Annotated in this window: 15 protein-coding genes and 1 pseudogene; 8 read left to right on the forward strand and 8 right to left on the reverse strand. The window is 59.2% G+C overall.

The genetic code is table 11. The features are described from left to right. Positions 1-27: 27 nt before the first annotated feature. Entirely contained in the window at positions 28-543 is a 516-nt protein-coding gene (uraD, locus tag OYW20_RS09080; RefSeq protein WP_268800359.1) for a 2-oxo-4-hydroxy-4-carboxy-5-ureidoimidazoline decarboxylase, read from the reverse strand. Continuing rightward, the gene (puuE, locus tag OYW20_RS09085) at positions 540-1475 is read right to left on the reverse strand and encodes an allantoinase PuuE (protein ID WP_268800360.1); all 936 of its coding nucleotides are present in this window, start codon (positions 1473-1475) and stop codon (positions 540-542) included. The genes uraD and puuE overlap by 4 nt, the downstream gene beginning before the upstream one ends. Before the next feature lie 393 nt (positions 1476-1868). On the opposite strand from puuE, the gene uraH reads away from it, so the two are divergent. Both uraH and OYW20_RS09095 read left to right on the forward strand, forming a co-directional pair. Beyond that, a complete protein-coding gene (gene uraH / locus OYW20_RS09090) occupies positions 1869-2222 on the forward strand; it encodes a hydroxyisourate hydrolase (RefSeq protein ID WP_268800361.1) in 354 nt (117 codons plus the stop codon). Between the two features lie 50 nt (positions 2223-2272). Further along, complete coding sequence (locus OYW20_RS09095) at positions 2273-2698, forward strand: DUF3830 family protein (protein ID WP_268800362.1); 426 nt, start codon at positions 2273-2275, stop codon at positions 2696-2698. Positions 2699-2880: 182 nt separating this feature from the next. On the opposite strand, the pseudogene OYW20_RS09100 reads toward OYW20_RS09095, so the two are convergent. Then, a pseudogene (locus OYW20_RS09100) lies at positions 2881-3075 on the reverse strand (NCS2 family permease); the annotation flags it as partial. Positions 3076-3376: 301 nt separating this feature from the next. On the opposite strand from OYW20_RS09100, the gene OYW20_RS09105 reads away from it, so the two are divergent. Beyond that, complete coding sequence (locus tag OYW20_RS09105) at positions 3377-4141, forward strand: GntR family transcriptional regulator (RefSeq protein WP_268800363.1); 765 nt, start codon at positions 3377-3379, stop codon at positions 4139-4141. A gap of 207 nt (positions 4142-4348) precedes the next feature. Here OYW20_RS09105 and guaD read toward each other — a convergent pair whose 3' ends face one another. The 4 genes from guaD to xdhA all read right to left on the reverse strand — a co-directional run bounded on the left by guaD (position 4349) and on the right by xdhA (position 10622). Beyond that, a complete protein-coding gene (gene guaD / locus OYW20_RS09110; protein WP_268800364.1) occupies positions 4349-5662 on the reverse strand; it encodes a guanine deaminase in 1314 nt (437 codons plus the stop codon). Between the two features lie 148 nt (positions 5663-5810). Further along, on the reverse strand, positions 5811-6650 hold the full coding sequence (gene xdhC / locus OYW20_RS09115) for a xanthine dehydrogenase accessory protein XdhC (RefSeq protein ID WP_268800365.1): 840 nt from the start codon (positions 6648-6650) through the stop codon (positions 5811-5813). Between the two features lie 116 nt (positions 6651-6766). Next, a complete protein-coding gene (gene xdhB / locus OYW20_RS09120) occupies positions 6767-9175 on the reverse strand; it encodes a xanthine dehydrogenase molybdopterin binding subunit (protein WP_268800366.1) in 2409 nt (802 codons plus the stop codon). Further along, positions 9168-10622, reverse strand: coding sequence for a xanthine dehydrogenase small subunit (xdhA, locus tag OYW20_RS09125; protein ID WP_268800367.1), 1455 nt, complete (start codon positions 10620-10622; stop codon positions 9168-9170). The genes xdhB and xdhA overlap by 8 nt, the downstream gene beginning before the upstream one ends. A gap of 318 nt (positions 10623-10940) precedes the next feature. Between xdhA and OYW20_RS09130 the strand changes: the two genes are divergently transcribed. The 5 genes from OYW20_RS09130 to OYW20_RS09150 all read left to right on the forward strand — a co-directional run bounded on the left by OYW20_RS09130 (position 10941) and on the right by OYW20_RS09150 (position 20121). Then, positions 10941-11600 carry a GntR family transcriptional regulator gene (locus OYW20_RS09130; protein ID WP_268800368.1) on the forward strand — a complete coding sequence of 220 codons (660 nt, stop codon included), beginning with the start codon at positions 10941-10943 and terminating at the stop codon, positions 11598-11600. A 3-nt stretch (positions 11601-11603) separates the two neighbouring features. Further along, positions 11604-15092: a chromosome segregation protein SMC gene (gene smc / locus OYW20_RS09135; protein WP_268800369.1), complete on the forward strand. Its 3489-nt coding sequence runs from the start codon at positions 11604-11606 to the stop codon at positions 15090-15092. 254 nt (positions 15093-15346) lie between these two features. After that, positions 15347-16195, forward strand: coding sequence for a cell division protein ZipA (gene zipA, locus OYW20_RS09140; protein ID WP_268800370.1), 849 nt, complete (start codon positions 15347-15349; stop codon positions 16193-16195). A 173-nt stretch (positions 16196-16368) separates the two neighbouring features. Further along, a complete protein-coding gene (gene ligA, locus OYW20_RS09145) occupies positions 16369-18738 on the forward strand; it encodes an NAD-dependent DNA ligase LigA (protein ID WP_268800371.1) in 2370 nt (789 codons plus the stop codon). A gap of 216 nt (positions 18739-18954) precedes the next feature. After that, positions 18955-20121 carry a zinc-binding metallopeptidase family protein gene (locus OYW20_RS09150; RefSeq protein WP_268800372.1) on the forward strand — a complete coding sequence of 389 codons (1167 nt, stop codon included), beginning with the start codon at positions 18955-18957 and terminating at the stop codon, positions 20119-20121. A gap of 156 nt (positions 20122-20277) precedes the next feature. On the opposite strand, the gene OYW20_RS09155 is transcribed toward OYW20_RS09150, so the two are convergent. After that, entirely contained in the window at positions 20278-20763 is a 486-nt protein-coding gene (locus OYW20_RS09155) for a GNAT family N-acetyltransferase (protein WP_268800373.1), read from the reverse strand. Positions 20764-20938 lie beyond the last annotated feature (175 nt).

Genomic DNA, 20938 nt, shown 5'->3' on the forward strand with positions numbered 1-20938 from the left:
CTTTTAGTGATTGGCGTGGGAGAGGGGTCAGAGGGCTTGCAGGCGAAACAGGGCAATCTTGTTGATCTCGGCCAGCGCGCAGTCGAATTCGACGTCGGTCGAGTTGTGAATGCGCGTCTCGAACGCTGCCAGGATCTCGTGCCGATTGCTGCCTTTCACCGCCATGATGAAGGGGAACGCGAACTTCGCTTTATAGGCTTCGTTGAGTTCGGTGAAGCGCGCGAACTCTTCAGTCGTGCAGTGATGAATACCCGCGCCGACCTGTTCATCAGTGCTGGCCTGGGTCAGTTGGCCTCGCACGGCGGCTTTGCCTGCAAGGTCCGGGTGCGCGTTGATCAAAGCCAGTTGCGAGGCGTGATCAGCGCTCGACAGAATGTCGCTCATCAGCGCGTGCAGCACGTGGATGTTATCGATATCGCTGCCATGTCCGAGGTCATACGCCTTCTCGGCGACCCAGGGCGAATGCTCGTAGATGTCGGCAAAGGTCTGGATAAACGCATCGCGGTTCAATGCGGCGGGAGTGACGGTCTTGAAGCGGCTCATTGGGCAGCGCCTGTTTGAGGTTTGAACGGGTGAACGGTGTGCCAGTGACGGGCGATGTCGACGCGGCGGGTGATCCACACCTGCTCATGGCCTTTGACGTACTCAAGAAAACGTTGCAGCGCAGCCAGTCGGGCAGGGCGGCCAATCAGGCGGCAATGCAGACCGATGGAAAGCATTTTCGGCGCTTCGGCACCTTCGGCGTAGAGCACATCAAAAGCGTCTTTGAGGTATTCGAAAAAATCGTCACCCTTGTTGAAACCCTGGACCTGGGTGAAGCGCATGTCGTTAGTGTCCAGCGTGTACGGAATCACCAGATGCGGCTTGCCGGTGGGATTGTTCGGTTCCCAGTAGGGCAGGTCATCGTCATACGTATCGCAGTCATAGAGAAAGCCGCCTTCTTCCATCACCAGCCGCCGCGTATTGGGGCCGGTGCGGCCGGTGTACCAACCCAGCGGGCGCTCGCCAGTGAGTTCGGTCAGGATGCGGATCGCTTCGAGCATGTGCTCGCGCTCCTGCGCCTCGTCCATGTACTGGTAGTCGATCCAGCGATAGCCGTGGCTGCAGATCTCGTGGCCGGCGGCAACCATGGCGCGGATCGCCTCGGGGTGACGCTCGGCGGCCATGGCGACAGCGAAGATGGTCAGCGGGATATCGAATTGCCCGAACAGTTTGAGAATGCGCCAAACGCCGGCTCGGCTACCGTATTCATAGAGCGATTCCATGCTCATGTTGCGCGCGCCTTGAAGCGGTTGAGCGGCGACCATTTCCGAGAGAAACGACTCGGATTCCTTATCACCGTGCAGAATGTTGCGTTCGCCGCCTTCTTCGTAATTGAGCACGAACGACAGCGCGATCCGGGCATTGCCTGGCCATTGTGGATGGGGCGGGTTGCTGCCATAACCGATCAGGTCACGGGGATAGTCGGCGCTCACTGCAGGATTCCTTCTGTGCGTGTTGTCTGTTGCGGTGGCGGTAGTGCCTTCAGCGATCCGCTCGACTTCAATCACCGCGATGAGCGGATTGTATACAACTTGATTATCGTTTTGTAAGCCTGTGTTTTGCATTTCTCTAGGGCTTTTTGCCTGCAAGAAACCTGCCTGACTGGTCAGGAACTGCCGAAAAACGCTTTTACTTTCCTCGGCACTCCCAAAAATGGCCATGACGGAAGCGCGCTGCCGTGAGCGCGCTATAAAGCGATATTTATTGTGTACAACTTTTTTGTAAAATGTCTTAATCGGTCCTCGTTCGCACCGTGCCGGCCTCGACCGCGCGCTTAAAGGGTGCGCGCAACTGACTTCAACATCTCAAGCGAGGCCCTGACAAGCATGGGACGACTGACCACACACGTACTGGACGCCGCGCACGGCTGCCCTGGCAGCTCCATCCATATCGCACTGTATCGGGTCGACGGCGAGCGGCTGGAGAAAGTCGCCCAGGCAGTCACCAATGCCGACGGCCGATGCGACGCACCCTTGTTGCAAGGCGACGACTACCGCTCGGGCGTTTATCAATTGCAGTTCCATGCCGGCGATTATTACCGCGCCAAGGGTGTTCAACTGCCTGAACCAGCGTTTCTCGACGTGGTGGTACTGCGGTTTGGCATCGACGCCGCGCAAGATCACTATCACGTGCCCCTGCTGATTTCGCCTTATAGTTATTCGACCTATCGCGGGAGCTAGGGGCGCAGCGCCTCGGATCATCGCCATGCCCACTGAGGAGACAATGTTGCATGACCACTCTTAAGATCACCGCTGGCGGGTATCAGTTTCTTGCTGAAACCAATCCCGATGCGCCGCAAACTGTCGCGGCGTTTCTCACCCTGCTGCCCTATCGTCAGAAGCTTATTCACGTGCGTTGGAGTGGCGAGGGCTGCTGGATGCCTTTGGGTGAGTATCAACTTCTAAAAGACGAGCAGCCCATCGGCTTCGAGAATCACACCAGTCATCCTTCCGTGGGCGACATTCTTTTCTACCCCGGTCCCTATAGTGAAACAGAGATTCTCGTGGCCTACGGATCTTGCTGTTTTGCCAGCAAAATGGGGCAACTGGCGGGCAATCACTTTCTGACCGTGGTGCAAGGCAAGGAAAACTTGCGCGCGCTGGGTGTGAAGACGTTATGGGAAGGGGCTCAGGAGATTGTGTTCGAGCTGGCGTGAAGTTCACCCTCGGCAACGCGGCTTGATCTATCTGCGATGCGTGCGCTTATAAAGAGGGCGGCCGGGTCGGATCTGGCCGCCTGGAAAGGGTTGGCATGCCGGGGCGGCGGTGCGGTTGGTCAATGGCAGTTTTGAAGGTGCTTTTGACCCGCGTGGCAATGGCGCAGCCGCCGGCTATTGATTTACAGAAACACAAACCTGGCAATGAAGATCACGCACAGCGCCCACAGGCTGACCGAAATCTCCCTGTGTTTGCCGGTACCGGCCCTGAGCATCACGTAAGTGATGAATCCCAGCGCAATGCCGTCGGCGACTGAAAACGTCAGCGGCATCATGATCGCTGTGACGATGGCCGGGATGCTGTCCGTGGCGTCGTCCAACTGCTCCATGAGTCGAGACTTCTTTTCAGTGCGATTTGTTGACTGAAAGGTCAGAAACGGACGCGGCACGAATTATGCTTTTGTATACAAAAAATGAAAATAATGTTTTTAACATTGTTGTGAGAATCATGCAGATTGTGTGCATAAAAACGGGGCCGGGGTATGCGTGTTAGGACTTTGCGCACTGTGTACAATGCGCGACTACTTTTACTGTGACTTTGCAGCTATATCTGGTATTGCTTCGACCACAGCGATCACAGTCACGGCCCTGCGCCGGATTCAGTTCTCACGAGTGCCCATGAACGAACAGTTGCAACCTCTCAAGAAACAGCCGCGCACCGTCAAGGCGGGTCGCAGCGGAACCCAGGACGACATCGTCTACGCGCATATTTTCGAGGCCATTCTCGAACAGCGTCTGGCGCCCGGCACCAAGTTGAGCGAAGAGGCGCTGGGCGAAATTTTCGGGGTGAGTCGGACCATCATCCGCCGCGCACTCTCGCGATTGGCACACGAAGGAGTGGTGCTGCTCAGGCCAAATCGCGGCGCCGTGGTCGCCAGCCCGAGTGTGGATGAAGCGCGTCAGGTGTTCTTCGCCCGCCGGTTAGTCGAGAAGGCCATCACCGAGCTTGCTGTCGAGCACGCCACCGCCGAGCAACTGGCCGAGCTGCGCAAGATGGTCAGTGATGAACGCGACAGTTTTTCCAGAGGGGACCGTGGGGCCGGGATTCGTCTGTCCGGGGAGTTCCACTTGAAGTTGGCTGAAGCGGCGAAGAATGCGCCACTGATCAGCTTCCAGCGCAGCCTGGTTTCCCAGACCTCATTGATCATCGCGCAGTACGAAAGCGGCAATCGCTCGCACTGCTCCTATGACGAACACACCCAGTTGATCGACGCCATCGAGGCGCGTGATGCGCCGCTGGCCGTGAACCTGATGATGCACCACATGGATCACATCGACAGCAAGCTCAATCTCGACGAAGACAGTGCTTCGGACGACCTGCACGCGGTGTTCTCGCACCTGATGCTGCCGAAGAAAAAGCCGGGACGTAACCAGACGGTTTGAATGAGCGCGAGTCTGGCTTCTGCCCGAAGGGCGTAGGAGCCCTGCTTGCAGGCGATGGGCAGCGAAGCGGCCCCAAAAGCTCTCGACCTCGGTTCGATCAGAACACCGCTTGCTCAGGTTCTACGACCGGTTCCCGGCCGATCGCCGGCAAACGGAACGCCGCCCGGCCAGGCTCCTACGCCTTCGGCAGAAGCGGCCGCACTCCACTCAACGCTTGTGCACCAGCGCCCCCGCCGAGTAAGTCTCACTGACGGTGCGGTCATCCCCCAGCGTCATCAGCACGAACAGCCGCTCTTCAATGCTGGTCGCCTGCTTCATGCGGTACGACAGCAGCGGTGTGGCGTTGTAGTCCAGCACCACGAAATCCGCCTCGTTACCGGCCTGCAAACTGCCGATCCTGTCGTCGAGCCGCAACGCCCGGGCGCCACCCAATGTCGCCAGGTACAACGACTTGAACGGGCTGAGTTTCGCGCCCTGCAACTGCATCACTTTGTAGGCCTCATTGAGCGTTTGCAGGATAGAGAAACTCGTGCCTGCCCCCACGTCCGTGCCCAATCCCACATTGACCTTGTGCCGCTCTGCCATGGGCAGATTGAAAAGCCCACTGCCCAGAAACAAATTCGACGTAGGACAAAAGGCAATCGCTGACCCGGTTTCAGCCAGTCGCGCGCACTCTTCGTCGCACAAATGCACGCCGTGAGCGAACACCGAGCGCTCGCCCAGCAGATTGAAATGGTCGTACACGTCCAGGTAGTTCTTGCGCTCAGGGAACAGCGCCTTGACCCACTCGACCTCTTTCAGGTTTTCGCTGATGTGGGTCTGCATGTACAAGTCCGGGTATTCGCTCAGCAGCTTTGCGGCAAGGGTCAGTTGCTCGGGCGTGCTGGTCGGCGCGAAGCGCGGAGTGACGGCGTAATGCAGGCGACCCTTGCCGTGCCAGCGTTCGATCAGCGCCTTGCTGTCGACGTAGCTGGACTCGGCGGTGTCCACCAGGTAATCCGGCGCGTTGCGGTCCATCATCACCTTGCCGGCAATCATCCGCAGATTGAGCTTCTCGGCGGCGCTGAAAAAAGCCTCTACCGATTCTTTGTGCCGGCTGCCGAACACCAGCGCTGTGGTGGTGCCGTTGCGCAACAGTTCTTCCAGAAACAGGTCAGCCACTTCGGCCGAATGCGCAGGATCTTCGAACTGCTTCTCGCAGGGGAAGACATAGGTGTTGAGCCAGTCCAGAAGTTGCTCGCCGTAGGAACCGACCATGCCGGTCTGCGGCAAATGGATATGCGTGTCAATGAAACCGGCGCTGATCAGGGCGTCCTTGTAGGTGAGCACTTGCACGTCATTGCCAAGCGTACCCAGCAAATCGGCCGCATGCCCCACGGTGGAAATCTTGCCGTTTTCGACGATCATCAGGCCGTCTTCGAAGTACGCGTAAGAATCCTCCACCGCCACTTCGGCTGGGTCGCCGAGGCTGTGGACGATTGAGGCGCGGTAGGCTTTCTTGCTGGCAGAATCGGTAGTCATGTGGCTCTCGTCAAAAGTAATTCACAAACGGTAAATGACCTGTAGGAGCGAATTTATTCGCGAAGCGCCGGTGCAGGCGGCGGATCGTCATCAGCCCAAATGCCTCGCGAATAAATTCGCTCCTACAGAGCCTGCAACAGGCATCCAGTTACTGCGCCTGACTACGCCGCGACACTGGCATCAGCCTGGCAATCGGCTCGGCGCCTGCGGTCTGTTCGTCAAAAGAGGCATTGTAGGTGGCGATCACTTCAGCGGCGATGGACACGGCGATCTCGATGGGCAGTTTGCCTTTTACTTCGGACAGTCCCATCGGACAGCGCATCCGCTTAACCAATGCCGGGTCGAAACCACGATTGCGCAGCCGATGTTCGAACTTGGCGCGTTTGGTCTTCGAACCGATCAGGCCGAAGTAAGTGAAGTCGCCACGCTTGAGGATGGCAGCAGTCAGCTCCAGATCCAGCTGATGGTCGTGGGTCATGACGATGCAATAACTGCCAGCAGGCAGACGGTCGACTTCCTCGGTCACCTCGTCATTGACGATGGCCGTCACGCCTTGGGGCACGTGCTCGGGAAACTCTTGCTGGCGCGAATCTATCCAGCGCACCCGGCAGGGCAGGCTGGCCAGCAATGGCACCAGCGCACGGCCGACGTGCCCCGCGCCGAACACCGCAATCTGCGCTTGCGGCTGTCCCATGGGCTCGAACAGCAGTACGTTCACGCCGCCGCAGCACTGGCCGAGACTGGCGCCAAGGCTGAAGCGCTCAAGGCGCGTCTGCTGGCTGCCTGTGGCGAGCATCTCGCGGGCGATCTCCATGGCTTTGTATTCCAGGTGCCCGCCGCCGATGGTGTCGAAAAGCCGTTCGGCGCTGACGACCATTTTCGAGCCGGCATTGCGCGGCGTCGAACCACGCTCCTCGATGATCGTCACCAGCACACAGGCTTCGCCTTGGGTTTGCAGTTCGGCGAGGGCACTGATCCAGTTGTTCATGTGTGTCTCCTGATCGTTGTTGCGACGATCAAAGTCTGTGTTGTCTGCGCTGACCTCATCGCGGGCAAGGTGGCGCTCCACCTTGCCCGCGAAGGCTTCCTTTCCAGCGACATAAATCAAACCGGCGAAACCGTTAACTGGTGAGCAACGCCAATCGCGTCTGCAGTCGCCGACTGCAACCGCCGCATCTGCTCACAGCCCCACAACACCCGCTCCGGCGTCGCAGGCGCGTCGATTTTTGGCTGGTGCCGGTAATCACCCATACTCGCTACCGCATCCTTGATCGCGCACCACGCGGCGATCCCGAGCATGAACGGCGGTTCGCCCACCGCCTTTGAGTGGAACACCGTGTCTTCCGGGTTTTTGCGGTTTTCCACCAGCTTCACGCGCAAGTCCAGCGGCATGTCCGCCACGGCCGGGATCTTGTAGCCCGCCGGCCCGTTGGTGACCAGTTTGCCCTTGTCGTTCCACACCAGCTCTTCGGTGGTCAGCCAGCCCATGCCCTGAATGTAGCCGCCCTCGACCTGGCCGATGTCGATGGCCGGGTTCAGCGACGCGCCGACGTCGTGCAGGATGTCGGTGCGCAACATTTTGTACTCGCCCGTCAGGGTGTCGATGATCACTTCCGTGCAGGCCGCGCCAAACGCAAAGTAGTAAAACGGCCGTCCGCGTGCCTGACTGCGGTCGTAGTAGATTTTCGGGGTCTTGTAATAGCCCGTGCTCGACAGCGAGACCTGGCCCATCCACGCCTGCTGCGTCAGAGTCTCGAAACTGATCACCTGTTCGCCGACACGCACATGGCCATTGCGAAACTCGACTGCTGCTTCCTCGACTTTGTAGTGCCGCGCCGCAAACTCAACCAGCCGCGCCTTGATGATTTCCGCCGCGTTCTGCGCCGCCTTACCGTTCAAATCAGTGCCGCTGGACGCTGCGGTCGGGGAAGTATTGGGCACCTTATCGGTGTTGGTCGCGGTGATCTGCACGCGGTCGATATCCACCTGGAACACTTCGGCCACGACCTGCGCCACCTTGATGTTCAAGCCTTGGCCCATTTCGGTGCCGCCGTGGTTCAAGTGGATGCTGCCGTCGGTGTAGATGTGGATCAGCGCGCCGGCCTGATTGAGGAAGCTGGCGGTGAAGGAAATGCCGAATTTGACGGGCGTCAACGCTAGCCCTTTTTTAAGAATCGGGCTGTGCGCGTTGTAGGCAATGATCGCTTTGCGTCGCTCGGCGTACTGGCAGCTTTCTTCCAGTTCGGCGGTCATTTCTTCGAGCATGTTGTGCTCGACGGTCTGGTAATAGTGGGTGACGTTGCGCTCGGTCTTGCCGTAGTAATTGACCTTGCGCACCTCCAGCGGGTCCTTGCCCAGATGGCGGGCGATGGCGTCCATCACTTCCTCGATGGCGACCATGCCTTGAGGGCCGCCGAAGCCGCGATAAGCGGTGTTGGACGCGGTGTTGGTCTTGCAGCGATGGCCGTTGATCGTGGCGTCGCCCAGGTAATACGAGTTGTCGGCATGAAACATCGCCCGGTCGACGATGGACGCTGACAAATCCGGCGAATAACCGCAGTTGCCCGCCAGTTCCAGATTGATGCCATGGAGGCGGCCGGTGTCATCGAAACCCACGTCGTACTCGACGTAAAAGGGGTGGCGCTTGCCGGTCATCAGCATGTCTTCGACGCGCGGCAAGCGCATCTTGGTTGGCTGGCCGGTCAGGCGTGCGATCACCGCGCACAGACAGGCAGGGCTGGCGGCTTGAGTTTCCTTGCCGCCGAAACCGCCGCCCATGCGGCGCATGTCGACGACGATTTTGTTCATCGACACGTTGAGCACTTCGGCGACCAGTTTCTGCACTTCGGTCGGGTTTTGCGTCGAGCAATAGACGATCATGCCGCCGTCTTCAGTGGGCATGACCGAGGATATCTGCGTCTCCAGATAGAAGTGTTCCTGGCCGCCGATGTGCAGCGTGCCTTGAATGCGCCGTGGCGCGCTGTTGAGTGCCGCCACTGAGTCGCCACGTTGATGGGTGTGGCTGTCGAGCACAAAGTGCTTGTTGCGCAACGCCTCCACCACGTCGAGCACCGGCTCCAGATCCTCGTATTCGATGATCGCGGCCATCGCCGCCTTGCGTGCGGTTTCCAGGTCTCGCGCGGCGACGGCAATCACCGGCTGGCCGACGAACTCAACGGTGTCGATGGCGAGCAGCGGGTCGCCCGGCAGCAGCGGGCCAATGTCTTTGAGGCCAGGGATGTCTTCGTGAGTGATCGCGATGCGCACGCCGTCGAAGGCATAACACGGCGCGGTGTCGACGCTGATGATGCGCGCATGGGCGCGATCCGAGAGGCGCGCATAGACGTGCAACTGATTGGGAAACTCAAGGCGGTCGTCGATATACACCGCCTCGCCCGAGACGTGTTTGTCCGCGCTGTCGTGCTTGACGCTGCGGCCGACGCCGGTGGTTAGGTCCTGTTGAAACAGGGCGACCATTTCTTCCTGCGTCTTTTGGGGGGCATGGTTAGACATAGGCCGTTACCCGCGTCTCGATGTGGGGTGTCTGCAGCTCTATAAAGTATTTGCGCAACAGGTTCTGTGCGCTGAGCAGGCGATATTCCTTGCTCGCCCGGAAGTCTGACAGCGGTGTGAAATCTTCGGCCAATGCAGCGCAGGCGTGCTCCACGGTGGCCGAAGTCCAGGGTGCGCCGATCAGCGCTTGCTCGCACGCAGCAGCGCGTTTGGGGATCGCTGCCATGCCGCCGAATGCTGCACGTGCATCAACGATGGCGCCGTTTTCGACCTGAATGCGGAATGCCGCGCAGACCGCCGAAATATCATCGTCCAGCCGTTTCGACACCTTGTAGGCGCGAAACGCGTGCTTGGCATTGGCCTTGGGTACGATGATTTTTTCGATGAATTCACTTTCCTGGCGGGCCGTGACGCGGTAATCGATGAAGTAATCTTCCAGCGCCAGGGTGCGCGTCTGGTCGCCTTTGCGCAGGACAATTTTTGCCCCCAGCGCTATCAGCAGCGGAGGTGAGTCGCCGATGGGCGACGCATTGCCGATGTTGCCGCCCAATGTTCCCTGATTACGAATCTGCAATGACGCAAAACGGTGCAGTAATTCACCGAAATCCGGGTACTGCTCACTCAGCGCGCCGTAGCAATCGGTCAGTGCTGTAGCCGCGCCGATCTCGATGCGGTCTTCAAAATTTTCGATTTTCTTCATCGCGGCGACGTTGCCGACGTAAATCATCACTGGCAACGGGCGATGAAATTGCGTGACTTCCAGCGCCAGGTCGGTACCGCCGGCCAACAACCTTGCGTGCGGATAGGCGTCGTACAAATCGGCCAGATCGGCGACGGTCAACGGCACCAGGCAGCGCTTGTCGCCATTGTTGAGCTCGGCGGTCTGGGTGGGGGCGATGGCTTTCAGGCGGGCGATGGTCTGCGCTGTGTTGGCGTCGAATTGATCGGGCGTGCGCTGGCCGCATGCTTGTTCTGCCGCAGCCAGAATCGGTCGATACCCGGTGCAGCGACAGAGGTTGCCCGCCAGCGCTTCATGGGCCTGAGCGGTATCGGGTTGGGTGCTGTTTTTTTGCAGCGCGAACAGCGACATGACAAACCCCGGCGTGCAAAACCCGCACTGCGAACCGTGGCAATCGACCATCGCCTGCTGCACGCTGTGCAGTTGGCCCTGGTGCTTGAGGTCTTCAACGCTAATCAGCTGTTTACCGTGCAGCGAGGCCAAAAAGGTCAGGCAAGAATTGAGGCTGCGATAGTTCAGCGTGTCATGGCCTTCGCTGTCCATCGCCAGTTCGCCGACCACCACGGTGCATGCGCCGCAGTCACCGCTGGCACAGCCTTCTTTGGTGCCCGGTTTGTGCACGTGCTCGCGCAGATAATTGAGCACGGTCATGTTGGGGTCCAGAGCGTGCTCGGTCTTCAGCGTTTGGTTCAGTAAAAACTGGATCACGGGCGTGCCTCGTCGTTCTTGTAATAGAGGTGTAAGCAACAGGTGTCTTGAAAACTGTCGTGAAGATGTAATAGAGCGTGTCGATGAATTTATCAGCTCTGACTATCGGGTCAATAATTCTCTGACCTGCTGGTCAAGAAAGCATGATTTTTATTCCCTTGACGATTAGCGGCGCAGGCCGCTTGCAATCAATCTGTGGTCCGGTGCTCAAACTTTTGCTTATTTCGTGCCAGTTTCCGTGCAAGTGGCCCTGCGCCAGTGGGATGCAGTGCGATACACTTCGCCGCTTGTGTGCAGCTACGGATTTAAAGGAAAGACATGACGTTCAAGGCACCGGACAGCCTCGCGGAGCAAATCGCTCATCACCTTGCCGAGCGCATCATTCGCGGCGACCTCAAGCCTGCCGAGCGGATTCAGGAACAGAAAGTCACGGCCGCCCTCAACGTCAGCCGCGGCTCTGTGCGCGAAGCCCTGCTCATCCTCGAGCGTCGCCACCTGATCGTGATCCTGCCGCGTCGGGGCGCCCAAGTGTCGGTGCTGACCCCGCATAACGTCGAAAGCCTGTGCGCGCTCATGAGCGAGCTTTACATCCTGCTGGCGATTGCCGTGGGTGAACGCTGGAAGGAAGAAGTCGAACTGGCGCCGTTCATGCAAATTCAGCAGCGGCTGATCGCCAGTTGCGAGCGCCGGGACGTGAAGTCCTTCGTCGAGGACAGCTTCAACGTCATGCGCGCGGCCTATCCGTTTGCCAACAATCCTTATCTGGAAGAAACCATCGAGAACCTGCAGCCGTCCATGAGCCGCTTCTACTTTCTCGCGCTTGAACAGCGCAAGGCAGAAATGAGCGAGTACCTGACCCTGTTCGGCCAGCTGCTCGAAGCGGTGATCGCACGTGACCTGGTGCAGATTCGTACGGTGCTCAGGCAATACACGCAGCGCAGTTGCCAGTCGGTGCTTGCAGCCTTGGCGGCTGGCTGACCGATGCGGCTCAAATGCATCAAGCTGGCGGGGTTCAAGTCCTTCGTCGATCCGACGACCGTGAATTTCCCCAGCAACATGGCGGCCGTGGTCGGCCCCAATGGATGCGGAAAATCCAACATCATCGACGCGGTGCGCTGGGTCATGGGCGAAAGCTCGGCCAAGAACCTGCGCGGCGAATCGATGACCGACGTCATCTTCAACGGCTCCACCAGCCGTAAACCCGTGAGCCAGGCCAGCATCGAACTGGTGTTCGACAACTCCGACGGCACGCTGGTCGGCGAATATGCCGCCTACGCGGAAATCTCCATTCGCCGCAAAGTCACCCGCGACAGCCAGAACAGCTATTACCTGAACGGCACCAAATGCCGACGTCGTGACATCACTGACATCTTCCTCGGCACAGGTTTAGGCCCGCGCAGCTACTCGATCATCGAGCAGGGCATGATCTCCAAGCTGATCGAAGCCAAGCCTGAAGACCTGCGCAATTTCATCGAAGAAGCCGCCGGTATCTCCAAGTACAAGGAGCGCCGTCGCGACACCGAGAATCGCATCCGCCGCACCCACGACAACCTCGCACGGCTGACTGACCTGCGCGATGAATTGGGCCGTCAACTGGAGCGTTTGCAGCGTCAGGCTCAGGCCGCCGAGAAGTATCAGGAATACAAAGCCGAGGAGCGTCAGCTCAAGGCTCAGTTGTCGGCCCTGCGCTGGCAAGCCTTGAACGTTCAGGTCAGCCAGCGTGAAGCGGTGATCGGCAATCAGGAAGTCGGGTTTGAAGCGCTGGTTGCCGATCAACGCAGTGCCGATGCCTCTATCGAGCGTTTGCGTGACGGCCATCACGACCTGTCCGAGCGATTCAATCTGGTTCAAGGCCGCTTCTATTCCGTAGGCGGCGACATCGCCCGCGTCGAACAAAGCATTCAGCACGGCCAGCAGCGCCTGCGTCAGTTGCAGGACGACCTGCGCGAAGCCGAACGCGCCCGACTGGAAACCGAATCCCATCTTGGGCACGACCGCACCTTGCTCGCCACGCTGGGCGAAGAGCTGGAAATGCTCGAGCCGGAACAGGAAATGACCCTGGCCGCCGCCGAAGAATCCGCCGCCTCGCTTGAGGATGCAGAAACCCTGATGCACGGCTGGCAAGAGCAGTGGGACAGCTTCAACCTGCACTCCGCCGAGCCTCGGCGTCAGGCCGAAGTGCAGCAGTCACGCATTCAGCAACTGGAAACCAGCATGGAGCGCCTGGCCGAGCGTCAGCGCCGCTTGGGCGAAGAGCGCCAGTTGCTGGCCGCTGACCCGGAAGACGCTGCCATCCTTGAATTGAGCGAAGACCTTGCCGCTCGCGAGATGACATTTGAAGCGCTGACGGCTGAAGAAGAACAACTGATCGAGCGTCTCGAACAGCTGCGTCTTGAGTTGCAGCAGGCCACGCAGTCCCAGCAACAGGCCCAAGGTGACTTGCAGCGGCTCAACGGCCGGTTGGCGTCGCTGGAGGCGTTGCAGCAAGCCGCGCTCGACCCTGGCACCGGCACCGCCGAGTGGCTGCGCGACCAGCAGCTCACTGAGCGCCCGCGTCTGGCCGAAGGGTTGCAGGTTGAGGCCGGTTGGGAGCTGGCCGTCGAAACCGTGCTCGGCGCCGATTTGCACGCGGTGTTGGTCGATGACTTCTCGGGGCTGGATCTGGCCGGTTTCGAACAGGGCGATTTGCGTCTTGTGCGGCCGGCTGCCGACATCGCTCGCATCCCCGGCAGCTTGCTCGACAAGGTCGACAGCCGTGTGGATCTGACCAGTTGGCTCGGCCAGGTCAAACCGGTCGAGACCCTGGATGACGCGTTGTCGATGCGCAGCCAACTGGCGGTCGGGCACAGCTTGATCAGCCGCGACGGCTATTGGGTGGGGCGTGACTTTTTGCGGGTGCGACGGGCGAGCGAAGCCGAAAGCGGCGTGCTGGCTCGCGGTCAGGAATTGCAGCGTCTGGAGCTCGAGCGCGAGGAGCGCGAGGCGACTCTGGCGGGGCTCGAAGAGCAACTGCTGACCCAGCGCGAGCAGCAACGTACTCAGGAAGACAGCCGCGAGCAACTGCGCCGGCGCTTGCAGGACGAAGCGCGTCAGCAGAGCGAACTCAAGGCGCAGCTGTCGGCGGCCAAAGCCAAGGTCGAACAACTCACCCTGCGCCGCACCCGCCTGGACGAAGAGCTCACCGAACTTGCCGAGCAGCGCGCAGTCGAGCAGGAAAGCGTCGGTGAATCCCGCCTGCAATTGCAGGATGCGCTGGATGCAATGGCCCTCGACACCGAGCAGCGCGAGTTGCTCTTGGCCCAGCGCGACAGCCTGCGCGAGCGGCTTGACCGTGTGCGTCAGGAGGCGCGTCAGCACAAAGATCACGCCAACCAGTTGGCTGTGCGCCTGGGTTCGCTCAAGGCGCAGCACGACTCGACCCGTCAGGCGCTGGAACGGCTGGAGATGCAGTCCGAACGCCTGACCGAAAAACGCGAGCAGCTCGATCTGAATCTGGAGGAGGGCGCCGCACCTCTCGAAGAGCTGCGCCTGAAGCTCGAAGAGTTGCTGGAAAAGCGCATGGTCGTCGACGACGAGATGCGCACGGCCAAAATAGCCCTTGAAGACGCCGACCGGGAATTGCGCGACGCCGAAAAACGCCGCACTCAGGCTGAGCAACAGTCGCAATTGCTGCGTGGCCAACTGGAGCAGCAACGTCTTGAATGGCAATCGCTGACTGTCCGGCGCAAAACCCTCGAAGATCAATTACTCGAAGACGGCTATGACTTACAGGGTGTGGTAGCAACGCTGACCGAGGAGGTCAGCGAGAAGGATGCCGAAGACGAGCTGGAGCGCATCGCTGCGCGGATTCAGCGCCTGGGCGCAATCAACCTGGCAGCGATTGACGAATATCAACAGCAGTCCGAGCGCAAAAACTACCTCGATGCGCAAAACGCTGATCTGGTAGAAGCGCTGGACACTCTGGAAAACGTGATTCGCAAGATCGACAAGGAAACCCGTAACCGCTTCAAAGAGACCTTTGATCAGATAAACAGCGGAATTCAGGCACTTTTTCCAAAAGTTTTCGGTGGCGGCAGCGCTTATTTGGAACTGACAGGCGAAGATTTACTCGATACAGGGGTGACCATCATGGCGCGCCCTCCCGGCAAGAAGAACAGCACGATCCATTTGCTGTCCGGTGGGGAAAAAGCCCTGACCGCTTTGGCATTGGTTTTTGCGATTTTTAAACTCAACCCTGCGCCGTTCTGCATGCTCGACGAGGTCGATGCGCCGTTGGACGACGCGAACGTCGGACGTTATGCCCGACTGGTGAAAGAGATGTCGCAGACCGTGCAGTTCATCTACATCACCCATAACAAGATCGCCATGGAAATGGCCGATCAATTGATGGGCGTGACCATGCATGAACCTGGGTGTTCGAGGCTGGTAGCCGTTGACGTAGAGGAGGCGATGGCGCTGGTGGACGCGTAGCCGGACGAGGATTTAATGCGGGGGAAGTGGCGTTTTGGCAGCTCAGTACAGGCAAGCGTGCCGTAACTGTGCAGATCGCTCGGCATGCCAGATGTAACAGACGGTGTAAAGTTGCCGTTGGTCGTGCTAGCTTAATGACCACTTTTCTTTTTTTCGCGTGGGAAAACGCCATTCAGAACAGAGAGTTGGCACCACGTTTTAAAGGGGTTTAACGCCCTTAATTTTCAGAATTTTTAATAGAGGCACGGGATTACATGGAAATCGGTCTGCGCGAGTGGCTGATCGTCATCGGCATCATTGTCATTGCCGGTATTCTTTTTGATGGCTGGCGCCGGATGCGCGGCGGTAAAGGTAAGTTGAAATTCAGGCTCGACCGCAGCTTTTCAAATCTGCCGGACGATGAAGAGCCTTCCTCTGCAGAGGTGCTGGGCCCGGCGCGTGTGCTGGACGCTCAAAAAGAACCTCAGCTCGATGAGCATGATTTGCCGACAATGAGCGCCGCTCGCGAGCGCCCTGAACGTGAATCCAAACGCAAGAAACGCAAAGATGAGCCGCATCAGGGCGACCTCAACCTGGACATGGACGGCCCGAGCCTGTTTTCAGGTCGTGACGATGATTTCCCGGACGACAAGCCTGCGCAGCGCATCACCGAGGACAAAGATCTGCCGCCGGTGGAAGAAGTGCTGGTAATCAGCGTGATTTGTCGCGACGAAAGCGGCTTTAAAGGCCCGGCGTTGCTGCAGAACATTCTGGAAAGCGGGCTGCGGTTTGGTGAGATGGATATCTTCCATCGCCACGAAAGCATGGCTGGCAACGGCGAAGTGCTGTTTTCGATGGCCAATGCGGTCAAGCCGGGCGTGTTTGATCTGGACGACATCGACCATTTCAGCACTCGTGCCGTGAGCTTCTTTCTGGGCTTGCCAGGCCCGCGTCATCCCAAGCAGGCGTTTGATGTGATGGTGGCGGCGGCGCGCAAGCTGGCTCATGAACTCAATGGTGAATTGAAAGATGATCAGCGCAGCGTCATGACCGCGCAGACCATCGAACATTACCGCCAGCGCATCGTCGAATTCGAACGCCGTGCGCTGACTCAGCGTCGTTGATCCCCACGTTGAAGGATCTTTAGGAGCCAACTTGTTGGCGAGGTGATATGTCAGGCAAGCCTCACACCGCCATCGCCAACAAGTTGGCTCCAACAGAGGGCCTGCAGGCCCTCACATTGCATTAATACATTGAGCAGCTTCGGCTGCTCTTTTGCTTTTCGAGAGAACACCGTATGAACGCTGCCCAAACCCGAATCCTGGAACTGCGTGCAGAGCTGGATCAGCACAATTACCGCTATCACGTCCTCGACGATGCGAGTATTCCGGACGTTGAATACGACCGCCTGTTTCACGAACTCAAGGCGCTGGAGGCCGAAAACCCGCATCTGGTCACACCTGACTCCCCGACGCAAAGGGTGGGCAGCGCAGCGCTGTCGGCGTTCACTCAGGTGCGCCATGAAATGCCCATGCTCAGCCTGGGTAACGCGTTCGAAGAAACCGATATGCGCGAGTTCGACCGGCGTGTCACAGAGGGCCTCGACCTGCCGGCAGGGGACTTGCTCGAAGCAGGCGCCCATGTTGAGTACAGCTGCGAGCCCAAGCTCGATGGCCTCGCGGTCAGCCTGCTTTACCAGAACGGTGCCTTGGTCCGTGGCGCAACACGCGGCGACGGATCGACCGGCGAAGACATCAGCGTCAACGTGCGCACGGTGCGCAACATCCCCCTCAAGCTTCATGGCGAAGGCTGGCCCGAGACCCTGGAGGTACGCGGCGAAGTATTCATGTCCAAGGCGGGCTTCGAGCGCTTGAACGCAAGCCAGCAGGAGATCGGTGGCAAGACCTTCGCCAACCCGCGCAACGCCGCAGCGGGCAGCCTGCGCCAGCTGGACTCGAAGATCACCGCCAACCGGCCGCTGGAGTTTTGCTGCTATGGGCTGGGCCAGGTGTCTGCAGACATCTCGGACACCCACACCGGCAATCTTCAGCAGCTCAAGAAGTGGGGCATGCCCATCAGTCACGAATTGAAAGTGGCCGATGGCATCACGGATTGCCTCGCGTATTACCAAGACATCGGGGAGCGTCGTCTGTCGTTGCCCTATGAAATCGACGGCGTGGTGTTCAAGGTCAACAGCATCGCATCACAGCGTGAACTGGGCTTCCGCGCACGTGAACCGCGCTGGGCCATCGCGCATAAATTCCCGGCGATGGAAGAGCTGACTGAATTGCTCGACGTAGAATTTCAAGTGGGTCGTACTGGCGCTGTGACGCCGGTTGCGCGCCTCAAACCGGTCAAGGTGGCCGGGGTGACGGTTGCCAACGCGACGCTGCACAACATGGACGAGGTCGCGCGTCTGGGCCTGATGATCGGCGACATCGTTATCATTCGCCGGGCCGGTGACGTGATTCCGCAAGTGGTGCAAGTGGTGCTGGAGCGCCGGCCTGCCGACGCCCGCGCTGTGGAAATTCCTCAGATGTGCCCGGTGTGCGGCTCGCAGGTGGAACGCACGCAATTGATCAAGCGCAGCAAGGGCAAGGAGACCGTCAGCGAAGGCGCGGTCTATCGCTGCATCGGTCGGTTGGCCTGTGGCGCTCAGCTCAAGCAGGCGATTATCCATTACGTGTCGCGCAGGGCGATGGACATCGAAGGGCTGGGCGACAAGACCATCGAGCAACTGGTGGACGAGAAGCTGATTGGCTCGCCGGCTGATCTTTACAAGCTTGAGTACGAGCAGGTGATCGACCTTGAGGGCTTCGCTGAAATCTCCAGCAAGAAGCTGCTCAAGGCCATCGCTGACAGCAAGACGCCGACGCTGGCGCGATTCATCTATGCGCTGGGCATCCCCGATGTCGGAGAAGAAACCGCCAAGGTGCTGGCCCGATCTCTGGCCTCGCTGGACAGGGTCAAGGCCGCGCTGCCGCAAGTGCTGACGTATCTGCCGGACATCGGTCTTGAAGTCGCTCACGAGATTCACAGCTTTTTTGAGGACTCCCACAATCAGCAAGTGATTGGCGCGCTGCTGGATAAAGACCAATGCGCACTTGAGTTGCAGGACACGGGTGATCTGGGCGCTGAGTTTGCTGCCAGCGCGACCCTCGGCGGCATGCTCGACAAGCTGAATATCCCGAGCGTAGGGCCGGGTGCAGCGCAAAAGCTGGCGGACAAGTTCAAGACGCTGGACGGCGTGCTCGCTGCCGACTGGCTGGACATGCGTCAGGCGCTCCCCGAGAAGCAGGCGCAATCAGTCCGGGACTTTTTCGATGTGCCGGAAAACGCCAGCCGCGCGCGGGCCATCGAGCAACAGCTCAAAGACTTCGGCATGCACTGGGAAAGCGAAAAGAAGGTGGTCGAAGGGCTGCCATTGGCGGGCCAGACCTGGGTGCTGACCGGCTCGCTGGAACTCATGAGCCGTGACATCGCCAAGGAGAAACTGGAAGGGCTGGGCGCCAAGGTGTCGGGCTCGGTCTCGGCAAAAACCCATACCGTGGTCGCAGGGCCGGGTGCCGGTTCCAAACTGACCAAGGCCAACGAACTGGGCCTGAAAGTGCTGGATGAAGAGGCGTTCGTAGCGTTCCTTCAACAGCACGGCGTCGCCGTTGACTGATGTGACCAAGGGCACGGACTTACAGAATCCGCGCCCTGTGTGTCGAGGCAAATACTGACATCAGCGGGGACGCTTACCAAGGCGTCCTGCTGAGTCGACTGGCCGCAAAGTGCCCTGAAACAGGGCGTTTCGTCGTCACCGCGTTGCGTTCGTGAAATCCACGGAACCGCCACAAAACCCGATGATCTAGTGCTTGCAACCCCACAGGAGATCGTCATGTTCCAATTTTTCGAGCAGCTCAGCACAAGGATTGCAGCCCCTTTTGTGGGTGAAAAAAAACGTAATAGCAAAGTCTGGCACTGCCGCTGCGGACAGTCGATCTTCTTCCAGAACACCCAATGCCTGGCGTGTTCGGCGGCCCTCGGTTATTTGCCTGAGCAAAGTAAAGTGTCTGCGCTGGAACCCGGTGCTGACCTCGGCACATGGCGCTTGAGCGATGAGCCCGGTGCGGGCTTGTATCGGCGTTGCGCCAACCTGGATACCCCGGCCGCTTGCAACTGGCTGTTTCCGGAGCACAACGCCACAGAGTTCTGCGTCGCCTGTAGCGTCAACAAGATGATTCCCGATCTCACCGTTCCGGAAAACTCTGAGCGCTGGCTCAAGATTGAAACTGCCAAGCGCCGACTGGTCGCGCAACTGATCACCCTCGGTTTGCAGGTCATCCCCAAGACCGTCGATGAGCAACGCGGCCTGGCGTTTGAGTTTCTGGGCGTTAACCTGGAAGGCGAAGCGCCTACCACCGGCCATGCGAACGGACTCATCACACTCAATGTCGACGAAGCCGATGACGCGATACGCGAGAAAATCCGCGTTCAGATGCACGAACCGTATCGCACGCTGCTCGGACATTTCCGTCATGAAGTGGGGCATTACTACTGGGATCGTCTGATTGCGGACACCTATTGGCAGGACGGCTTCCGTAACCTGTTCGGCGACGACCGTGCCAGCTATGCTGATGCCCTCGATCATCACTACGAGAACGGCGCCCCGGCGGACTGGCCACAGCGCTATGTCAGCGCTTACGCGACCATGCACCCGTGGGAAGACTGGGCTGAAACCTGGGCCCACTACCTGCACATGATGGACGCGGTGGATACGGCATTGAGCCTGGGCATGAGCGCACGGGATATGGATCTGGACTACACGCCGTTCCCGCCGGAGACCCTTTACGACCCGCAACATCCAGGCGGCCCGGCCTTCCTGGCGTTCGTCAACGCGTGGATTGAGCTGGCCGGCATGCTCAACGAGTTGTCCCGAGCCATGGGGCAGCCGGATTTTTACCCGTTTGTGGTCCCGCCAGCGGTGGTCACCAAGCTGCACTTTATTCACCTGGTGATCCAGAGCGCTGGCGGCAAGGCGGACGAGGTGTTGCAGGTGGCTTGAAGGCAGTCACTCCGGTTGTCGTAGCGACTGGTTGGCTGTCGACTTGTTTGCGAATCCCCATGCAGGCCGATCTTTCTGGTTGGATGTGAAGACCATTCGCAGGCAAGCCTCGATTCAAACAACATCATCCGACACCGGGCTGCTTTTATCGGCCCGTCACAGCGCGAGGACCATCCTTCGCTCGTAATCGACGCGCCCGCGGCAGGCGATTCCGTCGTCTATCCAGCCCAGGCCGAGGTACAGCTTGATGGCTGCACGGTTTTCCGGGTCAACGGCCAGCATCAATTGCCGGGTTTCTGGCCAGAGCGCCCTGACGATGTCAGGCAAACCGAGCATGCAGCGCCTTCCTAGTCCTTTTCCTTGCCATTCCACGTCAATCATCAACGCATGCAGGGTGACGGCGTCCGCGTCTGCCCACGGCGGCAGAAAAAGGCCGCGCTTGAGCAGGAAAAATCCACGCGGCATGTCGTCTACCAATAGTGCGAAACCCCGGACATGCGCTTCAGGTGCCGACAGCAGCGTATGCAACGCGCCGAAAATATCGCCCGAATACATCTTCTGCGCATGCGGCAACTCAAGCAGCTCCAGCTCATCACGCTGGACCTTCCTGAGCGCCTCATAACCCACCACGTCCATCTTCATGTCTTGCGGCCTTAAACCTTTTCGCGGGGCAGCATTATGACGTGCCGTGAGGTGAACGCACGATTTGAGCGCGTGCTGAGTCATTATCTGGCCCGCGTATCGATGCCACTCCTGCGGGGCAGGGGCTACACAGCTCAGCAAACCCCCGCCACACAAGTGCTTGAGCGCTATCAAA

Origin of the sequence: Pseudomonas sp. BSw22131, from assembly GCF_026810445.1 — a bacterium.
GTDB classification, from domain to species: Bacteria; Pseudomonadota; Gammaproteobacteria; order Pseudomonadales; family Pseudomonadaceae; genus Aquipseudomonas; species Aquipseudomonas huanghezhanensis.